This window comes from Paenibacillus sp. FSL H7-0331 (assembly GCF_001956045.1).
In genome coordinates this window covers 1-23,271 of the sequence record NZ_MRTH01000027.1, presented here as the reverse complement: position 1 = coordinate 23,271, position 23,271 = coordinate 1, and the positions used below count along the sequence as shown (strand labels likewise).

Here is a 23,271-nt window from a genome sequence, read left to right as displayed (position 1 = left end):
TCAGGCCCTCCTCTTCTTCAGAATGACGCCCTGCGTAGTCTTGATATGGTTGACACCGTCTCCGACAGCTACAAATTCGGCATGCAGATTCGTTTCCTTAACCACATCACGCATCCACTGTTGAAAAGATTCTTCACCCATCTCCCACTTGTGGTCGTCATGCCGGAAATCGCTCAACTCGTAGTAGCGGTTAAAATCAGCGTTGGGCGTCGTAATGATAAAATTATCGAAATCAACATGCGAGCAAATTTGTTGGATCAGTTGCTTGGCTTCATCATGACTCATATGTTCAATGACCTCTGTAAGAATCACATCGACCTGCTCCCCGTTGTAGCTATCCAGGAACTGATCGATCGAACCGAATGTGACGATGTTGTCGATCTCTTTTACCTCCGCTTTACGCTTTACCATCTCTAGCAGCTCCTCATTGATATCAATCGCATAGTAGCTGCCCTCAATTTTCCCGGCAAATGGGAGCGCATAGAATCCCTCTCCACAACCCACATCCAAGATCGACTTATCAAAAGCCAGCGCACTACCGATATAATTTCTCCGTTGTAGACCCGTACCTCCGTAAGCGAACTGAATGTCATATCGATCCGTTTTCTCAAGCTCCGCCTTATATTTCTGAAACCGATCTCTGGAGGATAAGAAGTTCCGTACAAACAGGCTGCGAATATAGAACGGTGCATCGATCACGTTCATGCTCTTGATGTACTTATCCAGGATACTTTCCGAGATATCAATATATTCGTTGCCGAACATCGAGAGGAATAAGGCCAACACACTTACGACATGGAGCAACTGATACAAGCTTTTCGTAGTCGTAACGGTAAGCGAATAGCTTTTATGAGCATGATAGGTGATTTCGAAAGAGAAATCCTTCAAATGCTTCTCAAAAAACTCAATATACCTGACCAGTTCGATATGTATCATATTGATGAAGAAAGTATGCTCGTAGCCCTCCGCGTCGCGTTCATCCTGTGCCTTAAGCGGAGCGGAGAGAAATTCGTTAATCGCATTCAACGAAAATAAGGGCGTATTGTACCTCGATACATTCAGATATTCGAAGTTTTCCTGCTCATGCTGCTTATAGGAGATATCATTATCCGCATCTTTAAAATAAACATTAAAAGTCTGCTGATCGGCATACCATCCGTAAGCTATTCCCTTGCGGATCGAGCGAAGCATCATGCCGGAGTTTGGATTCTTCTTGATCAAAAACGAGAACTGCGGATTCGTGGATCTGACTTGGATTACTGCCATATCAATCTACTCCTAAACTACAAATTGGGAACCTCGCGGGATTGCCTTTACCGGACCTCCGCTATCTTAATTATTGTGGTGAGATCAGAGAAGAAGTAACCCATCCAGACGCCAAGATGATCTTAGTCATGCTTACCTTTAGGCGTCTGCCTCTGATCCTATTTTCGCTTACTTATATGCAAACGAACAGGGTGAAAGTATTACGAAATCAGAGATATGAATCATACGTTATAACTAAACTTTATTATCAGACTCTTTATCATCTTGTGGTATTATTACTTTAACGTTAATTTATGGAAGGAATCAATAATGAATATATCTGCCTCTGTTTCGTCAAAACAAATAATGGATCTTTTATTGAACATAGCCGTAGTACGTCCGATTTTTATTTGGGGACCACCAGGAATCGGGAAGTCGTCACTAGTTCAACAATTTGCTGATATGGTGGGGTTGCCTTGTGTCTCGCTATTGGGTAGCCAACTGGCACCAGAGGACTTAATTGGGGTCCCACAGATTGTAGAAGGAAAAAGTCGATTTTGTCCTCCCAGCATGATCGCCCGAAATGAACCCTACTGCTTGTTTTTGGATGAACTGAACGCTTGTACTCATGAAGTTCAGAAAGCATTCTACAGACTGATACTGGAAAAGCGTATTGGGGAATACATACTACCAGAGGGCTCCGTCGTGATAGGTGCGGGGAACCGCGCTCAGGACAATGCCATAGTGAAACCAATGTCATCAGCACTTATCAACCGAATGTTTCATGTCCAATTAAGGGTTTCCCACCGAGAATGGTTAGAGTGGGCATACGAGAATGATATCCACCCTCTAGTGATCAATTATATTGAGACCCGCCCGGATCATTTGTGGGTTCAGCCTCCGAAACACGAAGAACCCTTCTCTACCCCTAGGTCCTGGCACATGTTAAGCGATGCATTAAAGGAATATGGTGACCGACTGCAACCTGAAATGTTGGATATTCTGGCAACAGGTTGTTTATCACCCCATCATGCTGGTCAATTCAAGGCCTTTTACAAGCAAACGAACAACAAATATAAACTGAATGCGATTCTGGAAGGAGAAACCGGCTGGCCTCATCAACCGGAGGATCGGGATATATTATACTTCATGGCACAATCCTTCCGTGCATACCTAATTAAAGAATTACCGGGATCTAAAGACATTCTGACCGAGCACCATAAGAAGCTCGCCCACCGTGCCAAAGCTCTAATTAAAAGTCTAAGCACGATCAGTCTCGAAATTGCCCAACTATCCGTTGCAAAGAGTGAAACCGGTGAAAGTCTTCCCGATTGGATCCTCGTTGAGATTGTCCGTGATCTACCGAGATTAGTACAGAAGAAGGAAGCTTGATTATGGCCAAACAAAAATCCCGAGAGTTGGATCCTGCTACAAAATCCTATATGGAGGGGCCTGCATTTCATCAGTCAACACCCCATGTTCGCCCCCCTCGCATCCCATTCACGATTTATACATCAAGAAGGGAATCTCTGTCCGGAAAATGGATGGGCCGTCGCAACAAGTAACGGCCATATTCATGTTCATCCCAAACGAAGAGGTTTGCCCGAGGAATGGGTGTATATTCTTGCTCATGCCTTGCTTCATCTTGGATTCGGACATTTCCGAGTTATGGAGCGGCAGGATCTGTGGAATGCGGCATGCGATTGTTTTATCGCGAAGTTTCTTTATGACATGAAGCTTGGGCAGCCGCCTGCAGGTATGGATGGGCGAGTGGATATTCCAGCGAAAAGTGAGGAGGAACTGTACTACAGTTTTGTAGAAAGGGGATTCCATCCTTCCTTCCACAACTTTGGGTCAGTCGGGCACGGATTTCAGGATATGATCATGAATCCCCGAACAACCGCTCCCTCCTACTGGAACAATAAAGATGTAAATTGGCAGGACTGTTTGGGTAAGGGACTAATAATGGCTGTAACCAGCGCTGTCAATGTCACGGCGGGATACGAGGATTACTTGGGGGCTAACAAGGAAGTTCTGACACCTGTCTTGAAAGCTCGCAATTGGTTTATCAGCAGCTACCCTCTCATGGGAGCCATGGCGGCCGACTTCAAAATTATTGAGGATCCTATTCTTTGCACAAGATTATCCATCTCTGTAGCTGCTGTTGATGCTGAGGCAAAAGAGATCTACGTTAATCCAGCTGCAGGCCTTGACGAGCAAGAGTGCCGATTCGTGCTCGCTCATGAATTTCTGCATGTGGGATTGAGGCATCATGCCCGTGCCGATGGACGAGACCCTTATTTATGGAATGTAGCTTGTGATTATGTCATCAATCAGTGGTTAATGGAAATGGGACTGGGGGCATTTCCCAGGATCGGAGGGCTCCATGATCCGGATCTAAAGGGATTGTCAGCTGAATCAATCTATGACCGTATCGTCAACGATATAAGGCTCTTTCGTAAAGTAGCTACATTCCGGGGAGTCGGTCTGGGAGATATATTGACCCCACGTGTACCAGATTGGTGGAACCGGAACGATGGACTTACACTGGATGAATTTTATCGAAACTGTTTAAGCCAGGGTCTTGATTACCATTATGAGCAGAACCGTGGCCTGCTTCCTGCAGGCTTTGTTGAAGAAATCCGGGCTCTTTCTCAGCCGCCAATCTTGTGGGATGTGGAACTTGCGAAATGGTTCGATCATTACTTCTCCCCGGTAGAAAAGGTTCGGAACTATTCCAGGATCAGCCGTAGACAATCTTCTACTCCCGATATTCCAAGACCTCGATGGGTACCGGATGCAGGTGACGAGGATGGTCGCACCTTCGGTGTTGTGTTGGACACCTCAGGTTCCATGGATACAAAGCTGCTGGGGAAAGCTCTGGGGGCTATTGCGAGCTATAGTATGTCACGGGATGTTCCGTTAGTACGAGTAGTTTTCTGTGATGCGGCCGTTTATGATCAAGGGTATCTCGCACCGGAAGTGATAGCAGACAGGGTATCCGTCAAAGGCAGAGGAGGCACAATCCTGCAGCCTGGCATTGATTTCTTGGAGCATGCGGAGGATTTCCCAAAGAACGGACCGTTATTGATTATTACGGACGGCTTCTGTGACAGAGTAATCATCCGTCGGGAGCACGCTTTCCTTATTCCCAAAGGCCAGCACTTGCCGTTTGTACCTAAAGGAAAAGTTTTCAGGGTGGAATAGTAACGGAAACAATACGCCTCGTACCGTCCGGCACCATCCAGCATTCGAAAAAAAAGGTTGTTCTCGTCATTCCTACAATTCGAATTACCCAAAAGACGTTTCTTGAGAGAGATTAACCGCAATTAGCTTCGAAATTTTTAATCTTATTTTCCAATAAGCTTTTCTCTAGCCTGACATGAAGTAACTCTGTATCTAAGTCCTGACTCATAGCATGAACCGCGTTAACGATGTCCTCTGCTGTTAGTATATGGATAGAATCTGATTTACCTGAGATATATTTTAAAAGAACTTCAATAAACTCCTTGCATACTCCGATTCTTTGAATGAGGACATTTTCCTCTGCTAGAAATTGATCATATTTAATAAGATTGTCTTGAATGGCTCTCTCCCCCAATCTATGCATTGGAACTAGAAACTTTACGTGTCTATTTAAGTTGAATGAATACGCATCTTTTGCCCATTAACCAATAGCGGTCAAATCACTCCCTGATACAAGAAACAAATCGTGTCCTTATTATCTAATATATCTCCTTATCCTCCATACGTCAAGCATAAAAGAAACTTATCGTGTCCATTATAGTACCAACAGATTCCTGTTCCTTATAATGGATGAGAGGTGATTATCATTGTTCGGTAAACGATTAGCAGAACTGAGAAACAAATTAGGGATTAGCCAATATGAGCTTGCAGCACGGATGAAACTATCCCGAGGGCAGATCGCTAATTACGAACAAGGCACCCGAGAACCAGATTTTAATACGCTTATTGCATTGGCAGATTTTTTTGGGGTGAGTTTGGACAACCTTCTTGGAAGGGAATGGAGCGCCACTGAAGTTACTAATGAGTTTGCTTATATTACATATTTGGATGGGTCGAAGGAAGAGCTTACTGAGGAAGAGGTTGAATATTTAAAGGGAAGCCTTCACTTGCTTCGTCAATATGATATACAGATGAAGAAGAAAGTAAATCATACAGCTTTATAAAATTACCGTGTATTTGTGTCTGTCAATAATTTTGTGCAGACTCTTTACAGACCTTTCCCCCGAGGGGGGATTTCCAAGTTACAGACTCTCATGCCAAGAAGAAGTAGACAGTAAGAAAGCCTCAGTTACAACTGTTAGTTTCAATATTTATACCGCCTGAGATACTTTTAATGGCTGTTTAGATCCGTTAGAGCAATAATAATAAATTTATAGGCTATCTACAGCATATTCTAGTATTTCTTCTCTTACACTCCTAGGTAAGTCATATCTGTCATATCTCAATGCGTATGGATTTATCTCTACCGTTCTTCCTGCACCTGCTTCTTGTTTAACTATATATGATAACGTATCTAGTGGATTTGAAGATTCCTTTAGTAGTAGAGCCCTCAACTGTGTTAGTAATCTTTGGCGATCTATGGAGTGGAATTGTAATAGACCTCTAGTACTCCTAACCTGAGATTCATAGTCACAATAATACTCACGGACCTTCCAATCAGACCATTTAGTTACGAGTTGCTTGGATATATCAGGGATATTATTAGCATGCCAAAACTCCACTCTTTTTTCTGTAACGTCAATATGGAAGCCACCGACAGGAAAACCCTCCGTCCATTCACTTAGAGAAAGACTTGTATAACCATAAGATTTATCAATTTTATTAACAATTTCAGGACCAAAAGATAAATAAACTTCAATCTCCCCACATAAGGGGAACAATAGCATTTCATTATCTGAGAATTTTACACTTGCCACTGTATTAACCCAATTTTTCTCTTCAGGAGGTGCTAAACTTAAATCTTTAATATCATCTACACGACCTGTTAGCACCTTTTCTTTGGGGTAGCCTACATAGGATGCTAAATCCAATATACCTTCGTAAGCCCATTCTATTTTCCAACCATACCAAGTTTTATTCATAAGGCTCAGAAAGAGATTCCTTAGGGGAATGTCGAATAGTATATCTTCGCCACCATAGAATACCAACTTCTTATTATCTAAATCAAGAACAGCCCCACCTTCAGCCCAAACATCATCCAACCACCCCGACACATCAACCTTTGTCTGCATTTCGATAAATTTAATGGCATATTGTGGTCCCCAAAATAAATCTTTTGGCAGAGTGTTTGCACACCAATGACTATAATACAAATCGTAAGTGTCATTACTAACAATAATTAGATTCGCTCTTTGCCCCATGATCCCCCTCCGCTCAAATAACATTACACACTAAACTAGCATTAATATTCCATTTCGAAAAGAAAAACCCTTCCAATCGTAGGAAGGATCCGAGCACCGAGACATCTCATTTATTAAATCATTCCTCAAACAGCGGTGAATAGGACAAAGACCCCAAGGTGTCAAGAACCGTGATATAGCTGTCCATCATTTGTATGATCGCGCCGGACAGAATGGAACATCAGATGAGCCCATACGACCGATCTACACTGCATAGGCTAAATAGAAAAAGAGTTCTATCCAGCCCAGCTTTCAATAATTCGTAATCATCCTATTTTTCAACAATAGAATTTTCGGCAGCGCTACGACTCCTCATTGCCGATGGCGGAACCCCATACTTCCTCTTCCAGACTTTCGAGAAATGCGAGACGTTTTCGAAGCCTGTAGCCAAACAGACTTCTGTTATGGATATTCCGGAATGGGTTAATAGCTCCTTTGCCTTCTCTAACCGACGGTTACGAATCCATTGAAATGCAGGCTCATTATAGATCTTCCGAAAATCCCGTTTGAAGGTCGATAAGCTTCTGCCGGACAAGTAGGCCAGATCCTGAAGCGATACGGGATTTAGTAGATTCTTCTCCATCACCTCTACAATGCTTGTGTGACGCTGTTGCCTCAGCTGCAGAATTCGGCTCAATAACCCTTTGTCCGCATCCAAAATATCAAATAGAAGCTCCAGCATTTTCAGTTTAATTAATTCGTCTTGAATGCCCTCCGGCTCTTCAAAATAGGGCTTGAGTGAAGCAATATAGCTTAACAGGCGCACATTCACCGAATGAACGGCAGCTGGAGCGGTTGATACAGGCTTGGAAGAAGGAAAACTGGATATCCTCATAAACTCATGAACCAATTCATCCTTCAGAAAGAACATCATATAATCCAATACATGCCTCGAATCCTCTTCCCCATACTTCTCATACTTAATGACGATGCCTTTATGCAAGAGCACCATTTCATTTTTCCTTACCGTATATTCCTGATCACCGTATCTGACAATGTAGACCCCTTCCAGAACAACTAATAGAACATGATCCTGCAGATACATCCTCCCGGTCTTGATTTCCGAATAGGCGCATGACCCCATGACCGACAAACCTTTCATCTTCAGCATGCCAACACTGGCTTTGGCTAGACCCTGAGGCATTTTCACAGCCTTACTAATTACTGGCCCCATTCGTCTCACTCCTTATCTGAGTAAAAGATAACATGAAGTCACCATGGCAATCCAATATGAATCACTGGAATGGATAATGCATGCTCCGGCACTGTGTAAGGTTCCAATATTGTCGGTTCAAATGAGCCGAATTGACAATAAAAATGAGCTGCACGACAAAGCTTTAATACCTCGGCTCGGTTACTATGAGGATAGATGTGATGCAAAATATATGTAGAAGGAACACATACAAACAAAATGAAAAAAGGTGAGGAAAAAATGGAAAATGTGAAAAAACTATCCCTTGAAGAAGTTGCTGACCGTGTTGCGATACGCGATCTCATTGATGCATATGCATATTGTGCAGACACGAGGGATGCTGAAGGCCAAATGGCACTATTTACTGAAGATACTCTTTTTAGAGTATTTATGAATGAACGTCAAACAGAACCATCTCAAATCGTATATAGTAGGAAGGAATTAGCACCTATTTTTGATAGCTTAACTACTTATGTCTCCACGATGCATTTTAATGGCCAAAGTAAGATAATCTTATCTGGTGATACAGCAATTGGGGCCACATATTGTTTTGCTCATCATTTAACAATTGATGGCGATGACAAAAAATTAATGGTAGCAGCTATAAGATATAACGATGATTTCATAAAAATTAATAATACGTGGTTTTTCAAAAAAAGAGATCTTAAGGTTGCATGGATTGAAACTAAACCTCTAAATAGCTAGAACGTCAGTGTCATCATTTTGCCCGTGGCTTTGCCGCAGCACGCGTAAAATAACTATCCCTGTGTGTAGTAATTTAGGAGTGCCCCATGCCGCGGACACAAGAAAAAAATCCCTACATCACTATTCACGATGATGTAGGGATACTATGTTTCAAGGACTATTTCGTTGAATCGATTTTTCTAAGCATGTGTACGGGAGACTTTCACTTCTTGCTCGATTGCGCTACCAAACACGGGTTATGTTCGCATTAGAAATTAAGGAATTGCCCACGACTACTCTCATTGATTAAATATCTGATAATTCGTTTCACTACATGATTTGCAGCTTCTTCGATTGAAAGCTTGCTTGTATCGATTTCGATTTCCGGGTTCCCAGGTGTATCATTTGTGCTCGAACTGCCTGCAAGCGGTCTATTTACATAAACTTCAATATATTCTTTGCCAATGATGTCTCGCGCGGTTTCTCGGTCGTTTTCGATCGGGGAATCATTCGATACCAATGCAATAAGTCCAGCATCGTTCATCAATTTTGCCACTTCTGCTAATCGCTGCAACGATTCTCCCTGGCCATTCCCCAGTAACATGGTATGGTGGCCTGTCGATACCAAACGTTTTTCAACTTCCTTCGCAAGGGTTGAGTTATCCGGAACCGTACCGGTGAACCAGAGGGTTAATGGATTTTGACCTTTTTGCTGAGCACGAACATCTCTGTTGATTTCCGTATCTAGCCCTACCCAACTGTCGGATCCTTGAAGGGCTTCGTCAATGACTCCGCAAGCGGATGTCATATTGGTTACACGATCGATCAGAATAAATCCGCCTATGCTTTTATTTTGTTCAAAGGAATCAAAAACGATGTTGTCCGATAAAGTAAATTCACATCGTGCCACTTCATTTTTGACAATATGATCGGTTGGAACCGTATTTCCAGTATTAATATCGATTTTATGCTTAATTGCCGTCACAGTACCGGGCAGGACCTTCGTTCCTACTTTGACCAAATAATTTTTACCGGGAGTCAGTACAGAATCATCCATCCAAAGAATCGTGGCGGCGAAGCTATCAGCCTCTTGGATTTGATTGTCTTTCGTAAATACACAGCCCCGCGAAACGTCTACTTCACGGTCCAATTGAATGGTTACCGGTTGTCCGGCATAGGCTAAGTCCCTGTCTTGATCTGTCACTAAGATACGTTTGACTTTCGCTTTCTCACGACTAGGTAGAGTCGTCAACTCATCGCCAACTGCGATGCTCCCAGCCTCAATCTGGCCTTGGAAACCGCGAAACGTATGGTCCGGTCGACATACCCGCTGAATGGGCATCATAAAATGCTTCGTATTGCTGGCATCAAGAACATCCACATTTTCTAAATAGGACAACAAAGGAAGACCCGCATACCAAGGCGTATGTTGTGACTTTTTGGTAATGTTATCCCCTTCTGTGGCAGAAACAGGGATAACCTGTATGCTTTGAAAATGAAATTCAGCGGCCGTTCGGGAGAAATCTTCTTGGATATCATCAAATATCTTTTGATCAAAATGAACTAAATCCATTTTGTTTACAGCTAATACAAGATGTTTAATCCCCATGAGTGCGCAAATCCGGGTATGGCGTTTGGTTTGGGTAATGACCCCTTTGGTTGCGTCCACAAGAATAATGGCCAATTCCGCAAAGGATGCGCCTACTGCCATGTTACGTGTATATTCTTCATGTCCTGGTGTGTCCGCTACAATGAATGAACGGTGATCCGTCGTAAAATACCGATAAGCCACATCAATCGTGATCCCTTGTTCACGCTCGGCCATCAATCCATCAAGAAGCAAGGAATAGTCAATTTTTCCGCCGCGACTGCCGAGTCTGCTATCCAACTCTAATGCTTTTTCTTGGTCGGCGAACAAAAGCTTTGCCTCATAAAGCATATGTCCAATCAGGGTAGATTTTCCGTCGTCTACACTTCCGCATGTAATAAATTTAAGCAAACTTTTCATATTAAAAATAGCCCTCCCGTTTACGTCTTTCCATGCTTCCAGCCGCCTCTTGGTCAATAACCCGAGTTGTCCGTTCGGATGAAACCGCACCAAGCGTTTCTTCGATAATGGCATCTAGCGTATCCGCCTCCGACTCGGCGCCGCCAGTAAGCGGATAACAGCCTAATGTGCGGAACCGCATCTTCTTCATTTCAACCTTCTCATTAGGTTCGAGCTTCAACCGATCATCATCCACCATGACCATATGTCCATCGCGATTGACGACGGGTCTTTCTTTTGCAAAATAAAGAGGCACAATATCAATGTTTTCTCTTCGAATGTATTGCCAGATATCTTTTTCTGTCCAATTGGATATGGGGAAGACGCGAATGCTTTCGCCTTTATTAATTCTTGTGTTGAACAGCTTCCACATTTCCGGCCGCTGGTTTTTCGGATCCCACGCATGATTCTTATTCCGGAATGAAAAAATCCGCTCTTTCGCACGCGACTTTTCCTCGTCACGTCTTCCACCGCCGAACGCAGCCGTAAATCCGTATTTGTCCAATCCCTCTTTTAATGCTTGGGTTTTCATAATATCGGTATACGCGGAACCATGATCCATTGGGTTGATCCCTTGTTTAATACCTTCCTGATTCGAGTGAACAATCATGTTGATTCCGAATTCTTTCGCTTTGCGGTCGCGGAATTCGATCATTTCTTTAAACTTCCACGTCGTATCAATATGCATGAAAGGAAATGGCGGCTTCTCAGGATAAAAAGCTTTCAGAGCCAAATGCAGCATCACGGAACTATCCTTCCCGATCGAATACAGCATCACGGGATTTTCACACTCTGCCGCTACTTCCCGTATAATATAAATCGCTTCAGCCTCGAGTTGATCCAGATGCGTCATTTCGTGTATGGAATCAAGCATCAGTTTTTGCATGGAAAGGTGCCTCCTTTTAATTCGCACTAAATCTATCGTATTTCTTTATATTCTATCAGATTCTAGCTTTTATGCAAAGTGGGAAAAAGTAAAGTTTTTTATATTTGAATCAATTTCATAATTCCAAACCCTTGCTGGGCTTAAATCATTAAGGCAAGAAATAAGGAGTACCTCCCCAATCCCGAAGTGTTTAGCACCGCTACCACACACTTGAGAGAAGGTTAGACTCCCTATCGATTTTAACAAATAAAAAGGGGATGAGCCTCAATTCCTTGATTAAACGATACTCGTTTCATGTATCCCCATGATCGTTCTATAAACTACGATAGACCCTACCGTATCTATGCTATGCTTGTTATGCAACCTGAACAAAAATCATGTTATAATAATGATAAGTACGGATTGGAGTTGATTAAATTGACTGAACTTCTTGACCCCAAGAATGATTTTGTCTTTAAGCGGATATTCGGAAGCGAAGAGAACAAGGACGTACTGCTTGCATTCCTGAATAACACCTTTATCGAAGCGGGTGAACCGCCTCTGACAGAAATTCTCCTAATGAATCCGTACACGGATAAAGATGCGCCGCGTGACAAGCAATCTATTTTCGACATTCGAGCCAAAACAACAACCGGTGAACTGATCAATATAGAAATGCAGCTCTTTAATCAATATGATATCGAGAAACGAACACTTTTCTACTGGAGTAAACAGTATTCAGGGCAACTCGAAGAAGGTCAGAGATACCGCCAGTTGAAGAAGTGCGTAACGATCAATATTCTCAACTACTCCTTTCTTCCGAATGATCGCTATCATAATGTATTCCATTTAAGGGAAGACCAAAGTGGCATTCCACTTAGTAACGATATAGAAATCCATATGATTGAGCTTTCAAAACTGGATGAGCAAATGATTCCTATCCAAGGTGGATTGGTGAACTGGTTATTGTTTTTGAAAGGTGTGAGCAAATCAAACTGGGAGGTACTGACGATGAATGAGCCCGTGTTACGTAAAGCTATGGATACATTGGAGTTTTTAAGTCAAGATGCTGAAGCCCGGCGCTTGTATGAGATGCGGCAAAAATTCCTTCACGATGAAGCTTCTATGCTGGCTGGTGCTAGAGAAGAAGGAGAAGCGGTTGGGGAAGCAAAAGGGGAATACAAAAAAGCGATTGAAGTAGCCAAAAAGCTGTTGGCTAAGGGAACAGACATTGCCGCCGTTGCTGATATTTCTGGTCTCTCGCAAGAAGAAATTGGGCGTTTAAAAATACATTAAATGAAATTAGGCTGCATAGTAGGTTCCTCTGTATATTCTATTCTTAATTGGAAAAGTATGATTAGATCGAACTGGGGATATGCTCATGAGTAAGCCCACGTTACGTAAAGCTATGGATACATTGGAGTTTTTAAGCCAAGATGCCGAAACTCGACGCTTGTATGAAATGCGGCAAAAATTTCTACACGATGAAGCTTCCATGCTGGCTGGTGCTAGAGAAGAAGGAGAAGCGGCTGGGGAACACAAAAAAGCGATTGAAGTAGCTAAAAAGCTGCTTGCTAGAGGAGCAGATATTACTTCCATTGCTGATATTTCCAGTCTCTCAGAAGAAGAAATTGAGCGTTTAAACACGCGTTTAACAAACTAAGTTGCATACCCTACCACTAGCTAATCCAATCCATTTTGACAAACAACTAGGGACGCGAAATCACTCGCGTCCCCATTTCGTCCCCAACTCCCCTAACTAATCACTCAAAACCCTTATAAATCAAGGAACAAACGCTCTCAATATGTGTCGTATGCGGGAGCCCACCTAGTTACCGCGGCATCTGTTATAATCACTTTATGACGCGTAGAATCAAGGCCTTAGCAGTTGCTTTACTATCTATTTACTTGGTTTACCATACCTTATCACGAATTTTTACGGCAGTTTTACGGCAGGAGCGATCTCACTTATTTTCCTCCCCTGTACCACTTCCCAAACCCGCTCCACCACTACAATTTCCTTTACCATCCCTCACCAACAAAGCGACCGATTCAACGTGGCTTAAGTAGACAAAACTTTTTAGTCTTATCTGATTGGTGAATAGAGTCTTTAAAACGTTATTATAGCGCCATAGCAGATAACTATACTCAATAAAGACTTCAAATATTGTGCCTTTCTTGAAAGCTTTATTCGGCACATTTATGTTTTTCTTTTATAAAGGAATGTTAATACCTACTATGTACTACTTCTTAGAAATCCAACCAAGCAAGTCTTTAAACTCATTCTTACACAAGTATTCAAAACTCTTGCCGTTGTTATCAGCCAAGTATGTCATAAACTCACTAATATCATTGCGATAAATCTGTCCAATTTCTTTCAAAGAACGTGTTGCATCACTGATGGCCTCATAATCATCAATACCACGTATAGTCTCATTCAGCTCATCGTACTTTTCTTTCCAATATGTAACGTATTGCAGACGCTTTACCTCGCTTCCATATATATTTGCTGCTATTTTTTCTGTAAAACCTTCTGGATAGTATTTTCTTTCATTTTCACTCAACACAACAAAAATTAGCTTTTCATTAAAATGATGATCTTTAATTATTTCTCCAACCTCATACATGCATGCCTGTGATCTTAAATAACCATCACTTACAACGCACAAAACAACATCATGGTCCTGTATGCCGTTCATAAATTCTTTAAAGCTTGCCTTATATGGAATCCTCGTATAGCGTGAAATATTTATTCCATCACTAGTAAGTCTTTTGAGATTATCTTCTATTATATTTACGATTGGAGTATCAATCTCCCTATACGACAGAAAAAGCGTTGGTTTATCTGGAATTTGCTCATCATACTGTTCTGTTTTATTAGCTATTTTTAAAACTCCGTTACTTTTGTAAATATAATATTCTTCATCACAAAGAATTTTTACGGTTGCTTTTTCTACTTTGATAACGAATATATTCTCTCCTTTGAAATTCAGAAAACAAAAATCCAGTATTATTGGGGATGACAGTTTTGATATCGCAACATTTAGGATATTCGTTAGCTGAAACGTTGTACTTATACCATTAATAATAAATTGAGTTTCATCCTTCTCGACTCCAAGAAATATATAGCCCCCAGATTCATTAGATAATCCAGCAATATAAGTAGCAATAACGCCTGGCTTTAATTCAAGGTTTCTGCAAATAACATTATCTAGTATATTTTTTTCTAATATATCAATAGCATCCTTTTGATCCATAGTTACCTGATCTCCTTAATACTCTTTAATGGTATTCTATTAATACCAGTCAATTTCAACACTTTCCCAAAAGTAATCTTTTCCGGCTCATCCACTCCGTTTTCAACCCATAGTTCCCAATCCTTGGTATAATCAAGTAGATCTTTTTCTGACTTATAGAAAATCCTTATTTCTTGATAATCAGATGGCCTAGCAATTAGAAAAATCTCCTCACCATTTTTCTTTATTAGAAAAATAGTTTTATCCACTTCAATTATCTGCGATAAATCATATTCCGGTTCTGATTCCGATTCCAATTCCGATTTTTTATTCAAGTATTCTATTATCCGTTTTTTTGACCTATCTAAAATTCGGTTTACGTAATCAAATGTTTCTTTATTATGTCGAGAATCTCGTATAAAATTGTCTGCAAAAAAACTATTTCCATAGGCTTTTTCAAGACTCTCTTCTGAATCAATCCCCCACTGAACTAATGTATCAATCGTGATTTTCTCCTTAGTTTTCTCAGCAGGCACGTCAATTTGTGCAGACTGATACAATATTCTCTCTAACTTTTCAGGACTAGATATGTCGTATTTTTCCATTAGTAAGTCATAGGCTTCTGCCTTCTTCATGTTAAGTGCAATTTCCTTATCATCATAAAGCCAGTACTTTTTCTCAAATAATTCCCCAAAAATTCGTGCAGCTTTTTCTTCATTTTCATTAATCCATATCAGCAGTGTTCTAAAAAAGACCTTTGTTTCTTCATTATCAAGATTACTGCCTCTATGATTCTTGACATATAGAGTTATTACTACGGTAAGATCTGTTTCTTTCTTTTCCCTATTGTCTGGAAGCTGTAAATAAATATTTTTATCTAAAAGCTCTTTTCTAACTTCATATCCAGCAATATGGGATAACTCTTTCAAAGTATCATCAATTTCATTATCAAGAAATAGATCATCTTTTGTTAAAAACTGACCATTTTGATTAGGTAAAATAGGGCGTGTTGTTTTATTCAATAAATGGTCATATCCCGCTTTCACTAAAAAATCGATCCAATCTGCAAGCCATTTTATTGCTTCATTTTCTCCTAAGCCTATTGAATTTGCTAATGACTTAATCTCTTTTTTTTCACTAATGTAATCTGACACAAGCGTTACTATTGACTTCATAGCCTCTTCGTGCAGCTTATCAGAAATAATATCTACATATTTTATCTCGCGTTTTATATTGAAAACCGCTCTCGCATATTCAATTACTTTTTTTTGATTATTAATTTCTTTTGCATTTCTGCCTATCAAGTATATCAATGCCAAATATATTTCTTTTTTACTTTCCTTATCAATATCCGTTAGAGCATCTTCAATTTTTAATAACACATCTCTATTGCCATAGGTTTTACACTGAAACCAATTAGCTAATTTAATATCAGAGTGAACTAACCATTCTTTACAGTCTATATTCAAAAGCTCTAATACTTCCTTATACTCAGGCACAATATTATCATCAATCCATAATTCCGATAGTTTGCAAAATACACCATTTTGATTTGGAACAATGGCATATTTGTCGCTTTCTATTTCATTAACATGGTACTTTTCTTTGCTGATTAGTTGATAATATTCTTCAAGCCAGTCCTTCCATTCCCCATCAACTAATGCAGAAGCCAGTTTTTCCACATCACCGATTGCGTCTAGTCGTTTAGTCATCTTACGAATTGTGAAATTCAAACACTTATCCCAAAGCGAATTATACCATTTATGGACATCTGCTTTGCAGCATATCAAAGAAGGATAAATTCTGCTCCCAAGACTCCACAAACCGTTTCTTAATTCTTCGATTGGATTCGATACGATTAGCGCTTGTTCATTACCCCAAACGTCTTCTAATTCAATTCTAGTTCCATCACAAGTATCAATAATGGGAGTTTGCAATATTACTTTTTTGCACTCATCAACTACATTGTTTTCTAGCCAATTTCTTGAAAGCCATTCCTTTTCTCCAAACTCACCTATGCGAGTTATGTTATATATCCCATTCCATCCTTTCCCTGATATATATTCCAGCAAATTTTTATATAACTTACATGCCTCTAGCAGTATTTTTTTATTTTCATCAATTTTTTCAGAAATAGCATCCGTTAAGTGAACACCATCCCTTGGTTCAGTTGGATTGAACTTGCTAGAGTTGACTACGACCGGAAAAGGGAAAATATCCGTTCCAATTAATGGGAAATCACAAAATAATTTGGGTTGAGACAAATCGTACTCCCTCAGTGTGACTTTATCTCCATCAAGCAATAAAGCTACTGATATAGTTACATCATTTTCAGTTAAATTAAGGATAAATACATGAGTCACTTTATTAGCTTTCGAACAAATAATTTCATGAACAGTCGCATTTTCTAAGCTACATTCCAGTTCTTTAAGATATTTATATGTATCTCCATATGGTTCAACTTTTACTTCTTCAATTTCACGAATCATTGATAAAACATAAGGTATAGAAATATCCAAATCCTTCAATCCTGATTCTGCTACTTTTACGCCGGATTCATCCAAGTCATAAGTAAAAATTGTGTTATAACTATTATAATCAATACCTTCATCACTAGTTATTGGTTGACTAGAATACAGTTGTTCAAACGACTTACGAATAGAATCAATAATTTCCTCTTTGCTTTCTCCTGATCTATCTAATAGAATATTGAACCTCTGCTTTAGTTCTCCCTCATCTTCCATGATTCCAGATACTACAACTTTATTTGACAGTAAATGAGTAGTTAAAAAACCCGTGCCAAATTTTCCGCTTTTTCTTTCTGTAGTACCAGAAATCTTACGGTCTTTTGTAGAAACTTGCTCAATCAAGTACACAATATTATTTGTATTGAAAGTCCGACCATTGTGACTAAATGCTATTCTCTTTCGCTCTTCGTCAAAACGAATTTTAATTTTTATCTTTCCCGAGGAGTTGCATACATCTTTTGCATTTTGACAAAGCTCCCAGACCCATCTTCTCGAACTATATTCATTGTTACTTAAACGCAATTTATCCAGTGAATCCATTATACGATTTGCCACATTTGTCTCGCGTGCTTCTTGTCGAGCTTGTTCAATTCTGTCCGAAAGTATTCTTTTCTCCATTACTTAATACTTCTCCCTCACAGACATTTCGCCTCACGGATATGGAAACGTTGGGGTAATGTTTACCCTACACCTTTTCTCTTTTACTGCTACTCAACACTCAAAGCTAGTTCCTGATTTTACTCCTGAATAAATCTTACTTTTCTTTAAATCTTATCTGTAATGAACTTTTCTGTATTTTTCCACAGAAATTTGGTATCTGTCGGATAAGTTCGATTAAAGTCTCATAGTCTTTATTTGTTGATGCTGGCCCCAGTACAAAATTCGCATTAGAGAAATTGTGTATATCAAACTCTATATCAGCAAAATCAATATCGTTTGGTTGATTATTGAACATCGAATTAGCAAATCTCTCAAATTGGCTTCCACCCAAATTAATCAAATACTTTTTGTTAATCCCATAAAATCTGAATCGAACTTCTTTTTGAAATTCCCAAGCCACCGGCTTAACGAGACCTATATCAACAAAATTATCATTAAAATATCCTCTTGGCCCATTTATTGCGGATTGCCAAACGGCTGAGTATTTAACTGGAGACAGTAATGAATCTTTATTACCATACTGAATGGGGTATGCTACTAGATTTGAATTCGTACTAATTATGTTGCCTTGTTTATCTTTATTCATTTGCAAGAAATGACTATCAACTTCTACTCGAACTCCTCTCATCTTGTTTGTATACATATACCAAAGTGGTATACTCTCCTCTTGGTTAGAACTCCAACTACTCACGTAATAGTATTTTGATAAATCGCCAAAGTCTACACTATAACCCTCCATCATATCATCCATATGACTGAGTGAGTTAAATCGAATTGTTTTATTCGATATAATAAGTTTCAGTACTTCCAACGTGGTATAATGAAATATCCTCTCCATGTTCCATTCCTCCCTATTTACAGTATCGTCTATAGCGGCGTAACGCAATTTCTGCACCACACGCACTCCCCAGCGCGCTGTGCAAAGTCGTAAGCAAGCCGTCGCAATGAAGCTCCCTTCTTCAACAACATCAAGTTATATAGTAAAGATACTATTAAGCTTGTCCATTTCTTCATCTGACAGCAAGTCCGGATTTATAGTAGTGTTTACCTTTACAAAGAAACTATCAAACTTTAATCCAAGTTGTTCACTATAATTAAAGGTATGATAGCCTATTCTCTGCTTCTTTTGCTGGAGTAGTGGACTTTTTTCTATTAAATCAATAAACTGCTCAGTATTTACTTGTCCATTATAATATTCTTCATATAAAGGAGAAGCAATAACAGTCTCCCCATCTATCTGTACAATTTGTGGTGATCTCCTCTCAAAGTAGCCGATAAAATAAGTGTCATCGACAACATAAGTGCCATTAATCTTTAGCTTTTCCCCTTGAGAGGTATTAGTAACAACCATTTTATAAATGCGGTTAACAGAATCTATATTCAATAGATTCTTTATATCTTCTATGTTTGTTGATTGCGTGTAGTAATCGACAATCCGTTCTAGCTGTACGCATGCATCGTAAATTTCATCAAGATTACGAACATACTCTCTGTAGGAGGTAGGATGACTTAGATGTTTGGTCTCTACAAAAAAGAGGTCGTTTCCTATAGCGAAAACAGCATCGCACTCATAGTCCTTCTTCTCTAAATGGACGCATCGAAGATTAGAATTAGTCACTGACTGCCTGATTAACTTTTCAAACTCATTTCCTTTAATAGATACATTTATCCCCCTACTACTTAGATTAAGCAGTATGGCTCTTGAAGAATCAGTAAGATATGTTGCAGTTGGAATAAGTACATAGTCATTCCCCATCTTGATAAATGGACATTCAAGTATATCATTTGAGGTAGTGTCGAAAGTCATAAAGTTCAAGATTTTCTCTGCCTTGCTTTTCCGAATCCCCATCTCAACAAATTTATTAATCCACTTATTTTTGGATTTAGCAATACAAACATCATTTAAAGCAATTTCATTCAAATTAGTTCTTAGGGTCTTCCTATTTCTTATAAATTTTTCACTTTCTAACGCTGCAATTGAATATGCCCTTGTAAGTTCAGCTAGTGAAATTCCATTAAATTCGATGCTAAGGTCGGTTGTGGAAAAATATTCCTCAATGAACTCACAAGCTGTCTTTTCATTCGAAGAAATGTACTTATGTGGTGGCAGAATATTAGTATTCGAATAACGTGTATCGAATAAATATTCTTCGTAACCGTGCCTGCTCATCTTAGCATTCCTAATATCCATAAAACCCAAATGAGAAATATGCTTGCCTAAAGCGCCTTCACCAATTGATTTTATTGTAACTTCTCCATTATTATCCACTTGTATATCTGCTTCGAAATAATTCCACAGTTCCATTATTGTATCCAGTAGAAATTTCATTTCAGAGTTTTTAAAGTGCTCTCCTGCAACTCGTAGACTTTGTTTAGGAATCTTTTTAGAAATACCTGCAAATGGGTACTGCTTGTACAAAAAATATTTTAGGACTACCCCTGTATTTTGAACAATATTTTCGTATATATCAGATTGATTATTATTTAATCCGTTTACGTTACCATAATATAAATCCCTCAACATTCTTTTTTGTAGTTCAGTCAAATGAAGCTCCAATGCTATTAGATATGAGGTTACATGCACATCACTTGGAAGTGAACTTTCGGTTTTACTCAAATACATATCGGTAAATTTCTTATAGAGAGTATTTATAGTGTTAGTCTCTGCTTCAAAGTCTTTTAATTGCTTCGCCTCTGGTTCTCTATCATTAAGCAACTTAATAACGTCCTTGTACAAGGCATTTTCCTTTGGCTTCCCTGTGCCATAAGGATTCACACAAATCCCTGACTTTTTTATTAATCGAATTGTCTCATTTAATCCTTGCTTGCTATATGTTTCGTCAATTAAACATATGAATTCGTTCTTGTTTTCTTTAGAAATTTTCTCCAACTCGAACAGATACATAAAAATGCCCCCCTACTAAAAAAGCCCGAAATCGGGCTCTCACTTTACAATATAAACTTCAAATATGTCCTAACGTCTTCTGGCAGCTTTTCAACCGGGAAATTCACCAGTTGAACCCTGTCTATGCAGCTTGCAATTGCATATATATTATCGAGTAATTTGGCACGTTCCTCAGTCCTTGACCAAAGCAACTCATTTTTTTTATTTACAACGTGCTGAATTTCTTGAAGATAATTATTGCTATCATAAATATAGCGGTATTCATGCTTTATTTTCTTTTCATGAAAAAAACCAACATCAAAGAATTGTACACTGCAATGAATATTTCCAAACTGCTTTTTTATCTTTACTTCGTTGTAGTCTTCTTCATAGATGCTCGATGCTAATTCAACAGGTGAAACTCCCATATTAAGTTCTAAATAAATTAATTCATCGACTTTAGATTTCAGATCATCAAGAAATGCCATGTAGTATCCTCTCCAATTCTGGTTTTAGGTCGCTCTCCAGATACTCCTGTGCGCTAATCAAATCTTCAATTTACATTACGTCTCTTCCTGCAAATCTGTTTTTAATTTTAGTATTCATATAAATAACCAGTACCCCATCATTGTTTGTTGTCGGCTTCGTAAACGGCGGCAAGGAACGTTTAAACTTCGAATATAGTGTGTTTTCCTTGGGTTCTATGCTAAACTCCTCTAGCAGATCAACCGCAACTAACTGTACCTTTTCAGTTAGAATTTTCCTTATCATCTTCCTGCGTTCAAGGGGTCTTTTCTCGTTGTAGATGTGATTAAATTCATTCGTTTTAGCTCTAATTTTCTTTCGAGCCATTTTCTCCAAAGTTTCTTCAATAAGTTCATCGTCCATCCCAATAGCCTTCAATTCTTGTCTTTTGGCTTCGGTCTCTTCCAAAATCAAGATTTTAGCCTTTTCAAATTCAATATGAAAGTCGATAAGTCCACTATATGAATCAGTAGACTCTGTGGATGCTCCTTGTACCACAGCTTGCCCATATAGCGTTTCACGCTTCTCATATTCGATATCACTAAATTCGATTTCCCTAACTTTTTTATACCGACCAATATCCTCGACTTCTTTTTTGAAAAACTCCCATAACTCGTCTAATCCCAGTTCATCATGATAAATTACTATGGCATTATTATCAACCTCATACCTTGTAATCTCATCTTCTGGAATCGCTCTCAACACTCGCCCAATAACCTGTGCAAACCTATTCAAACTTTTATAGGGGCGGAACAATGCAGCAATCGTCAAATATTTATGATCGTACCCCTCGCCCATCATATCTACATTCACTACTACGTTATATTTATGCTGCTCGATTTCTTGGAATTTAATATCTTGCTCATCGCGTGGCATTTTACTATGAATTAACACAGTATCCATGCCTTCTGCTTTGAAAAGCTGCTCCAATCTTTTTGCATGTTTAATGCTACATGCAGAAGCCATGATCTTATGTGGCACTTGAGGAGATATGCTTTTTAGTAGTTTTAACTCCTCTATACTTTTCCTGATTATTTCCAAAGAACATGCATCAGACATAGCAACTGACTTCTGAACCCATGCCTCATCCTTTAGCTCCTTAGCTTCATCAAGAGATAGTATCCTTCCATCCTCTAAGTAGAACGTTATTTCCTCAGACTCTATGGTTTTGTTTCTCAACCATTTAACGTACCTGCTCTCCATTACTTCGGACAGTTTTGTTTCATGAATATTTTTCCCCGGAACAATAGCCCCGTCTCCACGATATGGCGTTCCAGTTACATGTAGTTTCTTTGCATATGAAAAATAATCTAATACTCTCTGCCATGATTCGGCAGGAGCGTGATGTGCTTCATCAACAATTATCATATCAAAATGGTCTGGATTTACTCGCCCCAACAATCCATTAGTGGAATTTAGCCGTTGAACATTAGTGTAGATAATATTGGCACTATTTAATTCACTATCCAGCACCTCGTTCTCAAAAGAAACTAGTACTGGGTTATCTTGTATATCGAACAACACATTGGTATTTATCCAAAAATTCTCATCCAATGCTTCCATAGTTTTCGCAATACTCTTTTTCGTTACATGCCCCGGAGTAATAATTAGCACTCTACCCTCACATGTACCAAAGGGAGCAATAGCAATTAAGCCGCTTTTTCCCGTTCCCGTTGGAAGTACAACTAATGCTTCCTCGTGAGGATTTGCAGCAAAGTGAGATTGGATTTTTAAATAAGCCTCAATTTGAGGTTTACGAAGTTTGCTGTTGCCTTCAATAAAGCAGGGAGTCTCTTTAAAATACATAAACCCATCCGCATCCTTTTCTATTATTTTGTCACAATACGACTTATTTCGACATTCCCCTATAAACCACAAAACGACAGCCGTTGGTGAAGAGGCCACTGAAAAACTTGCGCTTTTAATTAATTGAAGGCATGCTTCAAATCAAAAAGGCGATATTCCGTTCAATTTCGAAT

At 39.3% G+C, this 23,271-nt stretch carries 17 protein-coding genes; 6 read left to right on the top strand and 11 right to left on the bottom strand.

The window, feature by feature from the left end:
• Positions 1 to 1,266: a class I SAM-dependent methyltransferase gene (locus BK127_RS29170; RefSeq protein WP_076235634.1), complete on the bottom strand. Its 1,266-nt coding sequence runs from the start codon at positions 1,264 to 1,266 to the stop codon at positions 1 to 3.
• A 309-nt stretch (positions 1,267 to 1,575) separates the two neighbouring features.
• Here BK127_RS29170 and BK127_RS29165 point away from each other — a divergent pair, with 309 nt between their 5' ends.
• The 3 genes from BK127_RS29165 (at position 1,576) to BK127_RS45785 (ending at position 5,435) form a co-directional block, all read left to right on the top strand.
• Entirely contained in the window at positions 1,576 to 2,637 is a 1,062-nt protein-coding gene (locus BK127_RS29165) for an AAA family ATPase (protein WP_076235633.1), read from the top strand.
• A gap of 84 nt (positions 2,638 to 2,721) precedes the next feature.
• Positions 2,722 to 4,452 carry a vWA domain-containing protein gene (locus tag BK127_RS29160; protein ID WP_083689684.1) on the top strand — a complete coding sequence of 577 codons (1,731 nt, stop codon included), beginning with the start codon at positions 2,722 to 2,724 and terminating at the stop codon, positions 4,450 to 4,452.
• 626 nt (positions 4,453 to 5,078) lie between these two features.
• On the top strand, positions 5,079 to 5,435 hold the full coding sequence (locus tag BK127_RS45785; protein ID WP_076235631.1) for a helix-turn-helix domain-containing protein: 357 nt from the start codon (positions 5,079 to 5,081) through the stop codon (positions 5,433 to 5,435).
• 207 nt (positions 5,436 to 5,642) lie between these two features.
• On the opposite strand, the gene BK127_RS29145 is transcribed toward BK127_RS45785, so the two are convergent.
• Together BK127_RS29145 and BK127_RS29140 are read right to left on the bottom strand one after the other, a co-directional pair.
• On the bottom strand, positions 5,643 to 6,632 hold the full coding sequence (locus BK127_RS29145) for a hypothetical protein (RefSeq protein WP_076235630.1): 990 nt from the start codon (positions 6,630 to 6,632) through the stop codon (positions 5,643 to 5,645).
• Positions 6,633 to 6,942: 310 nt separating this feature from the next.
• Positions 6,943 to 7,845 (bottom strand): helix-turn-helix domain-containing protein, encoded by a 903-nt coding sequence (locus tag BK127_RS29140; RefSeq protein ID WP_076235629.1) that lies wholly within the window; start codon positions 7,843 to 7,845, stop codon positions 6,943 to 6,945.
• Positions 7,846 to 8,082: 237 nt separating this feature from the next.
• On the opposite strand from BK127_RS29140, the gene BK127_RS29135 reads away from it, so the two are divergent.
• Positions 8,083 to 8,568 carry a nuclear transport factor 2 family protein gene (locus BK127_RS29135; RefSeq protein WP_218639051.1) on the top strand — a complete coding sequence of 162 codons (486 nt, stop codon included), beginning with the start codon at positions 8,083 to 8,085 and terminating at the stop codon, positions 8,566 to 8,568.
• Positions 8,569 to 8,815: 247 nt separating this feature from the next.
• Here the strand turns inward: BK127_RS29135 and BK127_RS29130 are convergent, their stop codons facing one another.
• A complete protein-coding gene (locus BK127_RS29130) occupies positions 8,816 to 10,555 on the bottom strand; it encodes a GTP-binding protein (protein WP_076235628.1) in 1,740 nt (579 codons plus the stop codon).
• A gap of 1 nt (position 10,556) precedes the next feature.
• A complete protein-coding gene (gene cysD / locus BK127_RS29125; protein WP_076235627.1) occupies positions 10,557 to 11,480 on the bottom strand; it encodes a sulfate adenylyltransferase subunit CysD in 924 nt (307 codons plus the stop codon).
• A 417-nt stretch (positions 11,481 to 11,897) separates the two neighbouring features.
• On the opposite strand from cysD, the gene BK127_RS29120 reads away from it, so the two are divergent.
• Together BK127_RS29120 and BK127_RS29115 are read left to right on the top strand one after the other, a co-directional pair.
• The gene (locus BK127_RS29120) at positions 11,898 to 12,755 is read left to right on the top strand and encodes an Rpn family recombination-promoting nuclease/putative transposase (protein WP_076235626.1); all 858 of its coding nucleotides are present in this window, start codon (positions 11,898 to 11,900) and stop codon (positions 12,753 to 12,755) included.
• Positions 12,756 to 12,840: 85 nt separating this feature from the next.
• The gene (locus BK127_RS29115) at positions 12,841 to 13,122 is read left to right on the top strand and encodes a hypothetical protein (RefSeq protein ID WP_076235625.1); all 282 of its coding nucleotides are present in this window, start codon (positions 12,841 to 12,843) and stop codon (positions 13,120 to 13,122) included.
• A 580-nt stretch (positions 13,123 to 13,702) separates the two neighbouring features.
• Here BK127_RS29115 and BK127_RS29105 read toward each other — a convergent pair.
• From BK127_RS29105 to BK127_RS29080, 6 genes are all read right to left on the bottom strand, one after another.
• Positions 13,703 to 14,716: a TIR domain-containing protein gene (locus BK127_RS29105; protein ID WP_076235623.1), complete on the bottom strand. Its 1,014-nt coding sequence runs from the start codon at positions 14,714 to 14,716 to the stop codon at positions 13,703 to 13,705.
• Positions 14,717 to 14,718: 2 nt separating this feature from the next.
• Positions 14,719 to 17,841: a sacsin N-terminal ATP-binding-like domain-containing protein gene (locus tag BK127_RS43960; RefSeq protein WP_076235622.1), complete on the bottom strand. Its 3,123-nt coding sequence runs from the start codon at positions 17,839 to 17,841 to the stop codon at positions 14,719 to 14,721.
• Positions 17,842 to 17,977: 136 nt separating this feature from the next.
• Entirely contained in the window at positions 17,978 to 18,721 is a 744-nt protein-coding gene (locus BK127_RS29095; protein ID WP_076235621.1) for a DUF2971 domain-containing protein, read from the bottom strand.
• Positions 18,722 to 18,856: 135 nt separating this feature from the next.
• Entirely contained in the window at positions 18,857 to 20,788 is a 1,932-nt protein-coding gene (locus BK127_RS29090; protein ID WP_076235620.1) for a hypothetical protein, read from the bottom strand.
• A 44-nt stretch (positions 20,789 to 20,832) separates the two neighbouring features.
• Entirely contained in the window at positions 20,833 to 21,255 is a 423-nt protein-coding gene (locus BK127_RS29085) for a hypothetical protein (RefSeq protein WP_076235619.1), read from the bottom strand.
• Between the two features lie 70 nt (positions 21,256 to 21,325).
• On the bottom strand, positions 21,326 to 23,098 hold the full coding sequence (locus tag BK127_RS29080; RefSeq protein WP_218639050.1) for a DEAD/DEAH box helicase: 1,773 nt from the start codon (positions 23,096 to 23,098) through the stop codon (positions 21,326 to 21,328).
• Positions 23,099 to 23,271 lie beyond the last annotated feature (173 nt).